9 protein-coding genes are annotated in these 7,803 nt (G+C 35.3%); 6 read left to right on the forward strand and 3 right to left on the reverse strand.

From position 1 onward, the window contains the following. Nucleotides 1-58 precede the first annotated feature (58 nt). Nucleotides 59-1,141 carry a DUF3810 domain-containing protein gene (locus GGR22_RS17015; RefSeq protein ID WP_182494615.1) on the forward strand — a complete coding sequence of 361 codons (1,083 nt, stop codon included), beginning with the start codon at nt 59-61 and terminating at the stop codon, nt 1,139-1,141. Between the two features lie 8 nt (nt 1,142-1,149). On the opposite strand, the gene GGR22_RS17020 is transcribed toward GGR22_RS17015, so the two are convergent. Further along, a complete protein-coding gene (locus tag GGR22_RS17020; RefSeq protein WP_182494616.1) occupies nt 1,150-2,454 on the reverse strand; it encodes an NAD(P)/FAD-dependent oxidoreductase in 1,305 nt (434 codons plus the stop codon). Between the two features lie 606 nt (nt 2,455-3,060). Here GGR22_RS17020 and GGR22_RS17025 point away from each other — a divergent pair. The 4 genes from GGR22_RS17025 to GGR22_RS17040 all read left to right on the forward strand — a co-directional run bounded on the left by GGR22_RS17025 (nt 3,061) and on the right by GGR22_RS17040 (nt 5,616). Next, nucleotides 3,061-3,477: a helix-turn-helix domain-containing protein gene (locus GGR22_RS17025; RefSeq protein ID WP_182494617.1), complete on the forward strand. Its 417-nt coding sequence runs from the start codon at nt 3,061-3,063 to the stop codon at nt 3,475-3,477. A gap of 132 nt (nt 3,478-3,609) precedes the next feature. Next, a complete protein-coding gene (locus GGR22_RS17030; protein ID WP_121377641.1) occupies nt 3,610-4,104 on the forward strand; it encodes an RNA polymerase sigma factor in 495 nt (164 codons plus the stop codon). 14 nt (nt 4,105-4,118) lie between these two features. Beyond that, nucleotides 4,119-4,754 carry a hypothetical protein gene (locus GGR22_RS17035; protein WP_182494618.1) on the forward strand — a complete coding sequence of 212 codons (636 nt, stop codon included), beginning with the start codon at nt 4,119-4,121 and terminating at the stop codon, nt 4,752-4,754. Nucleotides 4,755-4,761: 7 nt separating this feature from the next. After that, a complete protein-coding gene (locus GGR22_RS17040) occupies nt 4,762-5,616 on the forward strand; it encodes a TraB/GumN family protein (protein ID WP_182494619.1) in 855 nt (284 codons plus the stop codon). On the opposite strand, the gene GGR22_RS17045 is transcribed toward GGR22_RS17040, so the two are convergent. Together GGR22_RS17045 and GGR22_RS17050 are read right to left on the reverse strand one after the other, a co-directional pair. Further along, complete coding sequence (locus GGR22_RS17045) at nt 5,617-6,432, reverse strand: lysophospholipid acyltransferase family protein (protein WP_121377638.1); 816 nt, start codon at nt 6,430-6,432, stop codon at nt 5,617-5,619. Nucleotides 6,433-6,484: 52 nt separating this feature from the next. Further along, complete coding sequence (locus tag GGR22_RS17050) at nt 6,485-7,123, reverse strand: NUDIX hydrolase (RefSeq protein ID WP_182494620.1); 639 nt, start codon at nt 7,121-7,123, stop codon at nt 6,485-6,487. A gap of 69 nt (nt 7,124-7,192) precedes the next feature. On the opposite strand from GGR22_RS17050, the gene GGR22_RS17055 reads away from it, so the two are divergent. Further along, nucleotides 7,193-7,636: a DUF4268 domain-containing protein gene (locus GGR22_RS17055; RefSeq protein WP_121377636.1), complete on the forward strand. Its 444-nt coding sequence runs from the start codon at nt 7,193-7,195 to the stop codon at nt 7,634-7,636. The last annotated feature ends 167 nt before the right edge of the window (nt 7,637-7,803 follow it).

The following is a 7,803-nucleotide window of genomic DNA, read 5'->3' on the forward strand; positions in this document are numbered from 1 at the left end:
TCTAGAAAAAAACTTTAAATTGTTTCTGTTTATATTTACAAAAACAAATGTTTCGTCGATGAAAAAATCAAAAATTATCTGGAGTATTTTCTTAGTAGTTCAGATAATTATCCTCAATATCGTATCGTTTTTTCCTGAAGCCATTGAAAAATATTATAGTAATGGTTTTTACTTGTGGCTTTCAAAAATCTCAAGAACTCTTTTTGGCGGCTTGCCTTTTTCTTTTGGAGACATTGCTTATACTGTATTGATTTGTTTTCTAATGTATCGCCTTTATAAAAGAAGAGCTCAGTTATTCTCATGGGCATCTTGGAAAATGGATTGGAAATCAAAAACGCTATCGGTACTGAGCTTTATTTCTATCTTTTACTTTCTTTTTAATTGCTTGTGGGGCTTGAACTACCATCGCGTGCCACTGTATGCCAAAATGAAACTTGACAAAGACTATACGCTGGAAGAATTGCAGGCATTTACAAAACAAATGATTGCTAAGACAAACGAAATCCATAGTCAGATTGTAAAAAATGACAGCCTAAAAGTTGACAATCCGTATGAAATTGAGAAAATATATGCGCTGACACAAGATGGATATGACGAACTAGGAAAACAGTATTCGTATTTCCAATACCAAGTGCCTAGCATTAAAAAATCCTTGGTGAGCTTGCCTTTGACCTATATGGGATTTGGCGGCTATCTGAATCCTTTCACGAATGAAGCCCAAGTCAATTATAAGATTCCAAAATACAACTTCCCTACTACTGTCTGCCATGAAATGGCACATCAGATAGGCTATGCTTCTGAAAGCGAAGCTAATTTCATTGGTTATTTGGCTTCTATAAACAACCCAAATATTTATTTTAAATATTCGGGCTATTCGTATGCGCTGAAATATTGCTTGGGTAACATCGAAAAAATTGAGGAAGGAAAAAGCAAAGAGCTATTGCCTTTAATCCATCCCGGAATCTTAAAAAATTTCCAAGAATCAAAAGATTTTTGGGACAGCTATCAAACCCCTATCGATACTTTTTTTCATTATTTCTACGATCATTTCTTAAAAATAAACCAGCAGAAAGACGGGCTTGAAAGCTATAGCAAGTTTGTTGGGTTGATGATTGGGTATTATAAAAATCATCCGCTTTAAGCTTCTAGCTATATCTCATCAAAAGTAAAACTAGTAAAGCTTTTCTTTTTGTACGGCCTAACGATGAGCCTTCCTTCGCGGTCAAAACGGATATAATTATACAGCCAGTTCATAAAAACTACCGCTTTGTTCTTAAATCCAATCAACGAAAAAAGATGGACAAACATCCAAACAAACCACGCAAAAACGCCGTGAAAGTGATAATGCGGCAAATCGACAACCGCTTTGTTTCGTCCAATAGTTGCCATCGAACCTTTATCATTATAGTTAAAAGGCTTCATTTCTTCCTTCTGGATCAGCCGTATTATATTTTCTCCTAATAATTTTCCTTGCTGTAAGGCAGGCTGCGCCATCATTGGATGTCCTTGCGGATATTCTTCACTTGCCATCATTGCAATATCGCCTACAGCAAAAATAGTCGAATAGCCTGCAACCTGATTGTATTCATTCACTTTGATGCGTTCTACTTTTTCAACCAAAGATGAAACAGGAAGCCCGTTTACGATAGCACCTTGCACACCAGCCGTCCAGATTAATGTAGCTGTTTCAAAAGAAACTCCTGTATTGGTAGAAATCGTTCTTCCGTCATAACTTGTAACGCGCATGTTTTTCAAGACATTTACGCCGAGTTTTTTCAGGTATTTTTCTGCGGCTTCAGACGATTTTTCAGACATGGTATTCAGTATCCTGTCTCCGCTCTGAACCAAGTTGATCTGCATCTTGCTGATATCTAAATCTGGGTAATCTTTCTGTAAAATAGCATTTTTCATTTCGGCTAAGGCACCAGCCAATTCCACCCCTGTAGGGCCACCGCCGACCAGAACAAAATTAATCAGCGCATTCCGTTCATTCACATCATCTGTCAAAAGTGCCTGCTCAAAATTTTCGAGTATCAGGCTCCTGATATTAAGCGACTGCGGAATTGTTTTCATCGCAATACTATTCCTTTCAATCTCCTTATTCCCAAAATAATTGGTCTTAGAGCCGGTTGCAATAACCAAATAATCATATTGAAGCTCCCCGATGTCGGCAACCACCTTATTGCTTTTGGTATTGATTTCGTTTACATGGCAAAGCCTGAAATAGAAATTTTTATATTCATGGACTACTTTCCGAATCGGATAGGCAATAGAGCCGGCCTCAAGCCCTCCAGTTGCCACCTGATATAATAAAGGCTGAAACGTATGGTAATTGTGCTTGTCTAAAAGCACGACTTGTACAGGCTTGTTTTTTAATTTCTTGGCTAATGCGATTCCGGCGAAGCCGCCTCCCAAAATAACTATTCTAGGAAGATCTGATTGTGGGATATTCATCGTTTGCGTTTATTCTTACTGCAAGATACGAAGTTTTATCCCGAAAATTAAAACTGTAGCCTGTCGCTTTAAATAAAATTTAGACGTTTTATACTCTGTGACGCTATGCCTTTGCAAGCCATTATTTTTTTACAGTTTGTAAATAGAAAATTTTAATCAAGTACTTCTTTTTTTGCATAAATGTTGTATAACATTAGGCTCATGCTGTATTATATTCAACAATGTAATGTAACAATAGATTAGAGAAATATAACATAGAACTTATGTTGTATAGCATCTGCCATGCATTGTATAACAAAAAGATAATGTAATTCAACATTGACTATATGTTGTGAATATTTGTCTAATGTTGTATAACATGAAGCTAATGTTATACAGCATAAGTATTATGTTGTATAACATGAAACTGTTGTAATATAGCATCATCTAGATTCTGTTGTAAATTTTGGTTTTTACGCTAATCTCTTGCTACTGCTGGCATGACGCCATCTGTAGAGAAAGACAAAAAGCCTATTTTATCCCAATATAAGAATACATGAGAAACATAATTTGTTTATATTTATCCGAACTTTATATCGGTTACTAACATTTTTATACCTAACGATTATGATACACGACGACATGCCACACAAAAAAATTCACCAAGGTCGAAACATCAAACGCTTTCGCGAAATGCTAGGCATCAAGCAAGAAGCATTGGCTTTTGAACTGGGCGACGACTGGAACCAAAAGAAAATTTCGCTTTTAGAGCAGAAAGAAACGATTGAAGCAAGCATACTCTCGCAGGTTGCTAAAATACTAAAAGTGCCTGTAGAAGCTTTTGAGAATTTTGATGAAGAAGCAGCTATTGCATACATCAATACTTTTAATGATAACAGTTCTAATCATGGTACAATTGGAAACAATTATAATTGTCAACTTACATTCAATCCCCTTGATAAAATGGTAGAACTATACGAACGTATGTTACAGCAGCAAAAGGAAATGATTGATAAATTAGAAAAACTCATCCAAGGAAAATAAACTTTTATCAGCCTCTAAAATAGAGGCTTTTTTATTTATGCAAACTTGACAAATTGGTATAAACATTCGAGATAATTATTTAAAATTAATAGTAACTTGTAACAAATTTGCGTCTTCAACTACTAACCTTACATGAGCCAAGATTTAGAAAAGTCTTTTGTTAAGCAGCTAAAAGAAAACCAGAATATAATCCACAAGATTTGTAGATTGTATACTTCTGGCGATGATGCTCATAACGATCTGTTTCAAGAAATCACGATCCAGCTTTGGAAAGCGTATCCAAAATTTAGGGGAGATTCTAAATTCACTACTTGGGCGTATCGGGTTGCCTTGAACACAGCCATCACTTTATATCGAAAAAGTACGCGGTCAATTTCTACAATGGAATTTGACAATACGAAGCATTTTATCAAGCAGGAAGATTATAATTATGAAGAAGAAGAACAGATAAAACTGATGTATAAGGCCGTATATCAATTAAACGACATTGAAAAAGCTTTGATTTTTATGTATCTGGAGGATAAGGATTATGAAGAAATATCGGAAACCTTAGGAATCAGCGAAGTGAATGCGAGAGTGAAAATGAACAGGATTAAAGGAAAATTGAAGAAAATATTAAATCCCTAACAAGGAAAAAAAATATGAAAGAGTTAGATTTATTAAAGAAAGATTGGAAAAAGAATGAAAATTCTTTTCAGCAAGTCTCTGAGAATGATATCTACAAGATGATTCATAAGAACTCATCTTCTGTAGTAAGATTGATTATGATTATTGGTATCATAGAATTTTTATTTTGGATAGGAATCAGCCTTTTTTCAAACAATGATGAATATTTCCAAAAGCTTAACATGGATAACATATTGTTGTACATGAGAATTTTAACGTATGCCCATTATGCTATTATCGTCACCTTCATCTATTTATTTTACAAGAACTACATCGTAATTTCTACTACAGATTCTACCAAAATCTTGATGAAAAACATTTTAAAGACAAGAAGAACGGTAAATATTTATGTCTGGTATAACTTAGGAATGATCATATTCAGCTTGATATTAGGATTCATGCTGGCTTATTTTTACAATCCTGATTTCGCCTTGGTAAAAGAAAAAATTGAACATGACGGCATTAAAGCTATCTTGTTCTTTATTGGCATTGTCATTGCAATTGTAGGCGTATTTACTGTGATTTCCTGGCTTTTTTATAAATTGTTATACGGCTTCTTGATGAAAAAGCTTTATAAAAATTATGAGGAGCTAAAGAAAATAGACCTTTAGTAATTCCATGAAATATTGCTTATCGCTCTTATTCTCACTATTTTTTATAGGTTTGCAAGCTCAAAAGCTTGAGGATGCCTTGTTATGGAAAATTTCGGGAAACGGGATAAAAAAACCTTCTTATCTGTACGGAACCATCCATGCTTCTTGCGATACGTTATTAGATCAGAATGTCATCGAGGCGATGAAAAAGACGGAACAGCTTTATCTTGAGATTGATGTTGACGATCCAAAGATGGAAAGTCTGATGATGGCCAATATGAACATGAAAAACGGCGTGACTATGGAATCGCTCGTTTCTGCAGAAGATTATAAAATTGTAGATGACTTTTTAAGAGACAATGCGGCTATCTCTGCCAAGACAATCAATACCATAAAGCCAAGCTTCGTGAGCATCATGTTTGTACAGAAAATCCTTGGCTGTAAGCCCAAATCAGTCGAAGAAGCACTAGCTGAAATCAGCAAATCACAAAATGAGGCAATTTATGGCCTAGAAACCGTTGCTGAGCAGATGAAAGTTTTTGACAAGATTTCGTATCAAGAACAGATGGATGAATTAGTCAGAACTGCAAAAAATGGCATCAAGACTTATGAAGAAGATTTCAATAAGCTTATGCAATTGTATAAGGATAAAAAAATAAGCGATTTACTAAATTTCACAAACGAGCTCGGCGAAACAGCCTCCTCAAAATTTGATGATGAAATGCTGGTTAAGAGAAATGCAAAATGGATTCCTATAATTGCTGATGTGGCTCGATTCAAGCCTACTTTTTTTGGAGTTGGTGCCGCACATCTTGCAGGCGAAAATGGTGTGATTTTGTTATTGAGAAAGCAGGGTTTTACTGTTGAAGCTGTAAAATAGTTAATAATCCCACCTTCTTTTCTTGTTTAATTCCTCTTCTACTTTTAAAACTTCTTCCAAGACTTCAGGCTGAAGCACTTTTAAAAACGACGGATGCTGTTCGATAGCATACTCTACTTTTTCAACAATTTCTTCTACAGAGTCATTTTCATAATCAATATCTAAAGGTTCTTTGATGATAAAAGACTGAAGAATTCCTTTTTTCTTAAGGCGAAGTCCTTTCTTGTCAAAAGAACGCCTAAAACCGTCAATGACTATCGGAACAACGATAGGCTTGTGCTGTTTGATAATATGAGCCGTTCCTTTTCGCACAGGCTTGAAAGATTTCGTGGTGCCTTGCGGAAAGGTAATCACCCATCCATCTTCTAATGCAATCTTTATATTTTCGGTATCATTTGGATTTACTTCTCGCTGCACATCTTTTCCTTTAGCACGCCAAGTTCTTTCAACAGTAATAGCTCCTGCATAGGCTAGGATTCTAGGAAGCAGGCCTTCTTTCATCGTTTCTTTAGCCGCTACATAATAAATATTCAGTTTCGGATTCCAGATATAGCCGATGTTTTTGATATTGTCTTCACGTCCTTTTAGGCTGGCATTAAAAACATGGAACATGGCCACAACATCCGCGAAATACGTCTGATGATTGGAAATAAACAGCACGTTAGTATCTGGAAGACTTCGGATAATTTCTGAGCCATCAATCTGAAGCTCATTAAAACCTCTATAACGTCTATGCGTCAGCATTCCAAAAACACGGATAAGCCATTTTTTCAAGAAAAGTATATGACCAAAAGGATTTCTTTTAAACAATCCCATACGATTTAGCTTTTTTTTTAAAACAGAAGGCAAACTTACAAAATCGCAGCTATTAAAGCACTCTTTTTATCGTTTCTTTAAGCTCATTCAGCATCATTGCCGTTGCGCCCCAAACAATATGTCCTTGCAGTTTAAATGCCGGAACTTCTATTTCATCAGTATAAGATGCCTTGATCTTTGCTTGGACTAAATTGACATCGTCTAAAAGATCTTCTAGCCGCAATTCAATCATTGCTGCAACTTCATCAGCGCTAGGATTAAATGCTATCTCTGCCAGGCAGATGCCTAAAAAAGGAGAAACAAGAAACCTGCTAGGCGGAATATAAACTTCAGAAAATGCCTTAACAACTTGAATCCTTTCTGGAAGGACGCCTATCTCTTCAAACGTTTCTCTAAGAGCAGTCGCTTCTAGATTTAAATCTTCTGGCTCTTCTTTACCGCCAGGAAAAGCAATTTGTGAAGAATGAATTCCGATAGAAGCATTTCTTACGATTAAGGCGAGATGTGCTTCTGAATTCTTTGGGTAAAAAAGCATCATTACGGCCGCATTCCTTAATCCGTCTCTATCATAAGTTTTATTAATTATAGTAGAAATGCGTTCTAGCGAAGCCATTTTTATATGAGCTTCAACCGATGGTAGCGTTTCTTTTTCTATTTTTGGTATATATTCTAAAAAGGCCTGAAAATCCATTATATCTTTTTGCAATGTGATTTATAAAGGTACCGTAAAATTCATTTTAATCAAACTTATTTATTCAACATGTACAGCAAAGCAGAAGCTCAAATTATTAAAAAGGAATTTTGGATCAAATTTGCCGAAGAATATCCGAGAAAGTGGCTTCTCTACGATACAAAAATTAAAGATTTCTCCTTTAAGTTTTATGTCGATAACAAAAAAGCTCAAGTCCTGATTGACATAGAGTCAAAAGACGAAGAAAAAAGGAAGATTTATTTTGAGAAAATTGAATCGCTAAAGCAGATCTTGCTGGATGAATTTATTCCTGATGCCGTTTTTGAAAGAAATTTTCACTTAGAAACAGGCAAAATAATAAGTAAAGTTTGGGTAGAAAAAACAGGAATAAGTCTTTTTAACAAAGCCACATGGCCGGAAATATTTGATTTTTTTTATCAAAACATGGATGCTTTTGAGCGATTCTTCTATGAATATCAAGATTATATCAATGATTTAGAGACCAACACATAATTAATTTTACTTTTTAATCATCCTAAGCTATTACTTTTTAAATTAATAGCTTTTTTTGTTGAGTTTTATGCAAAAAAAAAGAGTCCCTACGATATGTAAGGACTCTTTCAAAGGAAGGCGGCGACATACTCTCCCACAGGATTGCAGTACCATCTGCGCAGGCGGGC

The organism is Flavobacterium gossypii, from assembly GCF_014138495.1.
GTDB classification, from domain to species: Bacteria; Bacteroidota; Bacteroidia; order Flavobacteriales; family Flavobacteriaceae; genus Flavobacterium; species Flavobacterium endophyticum.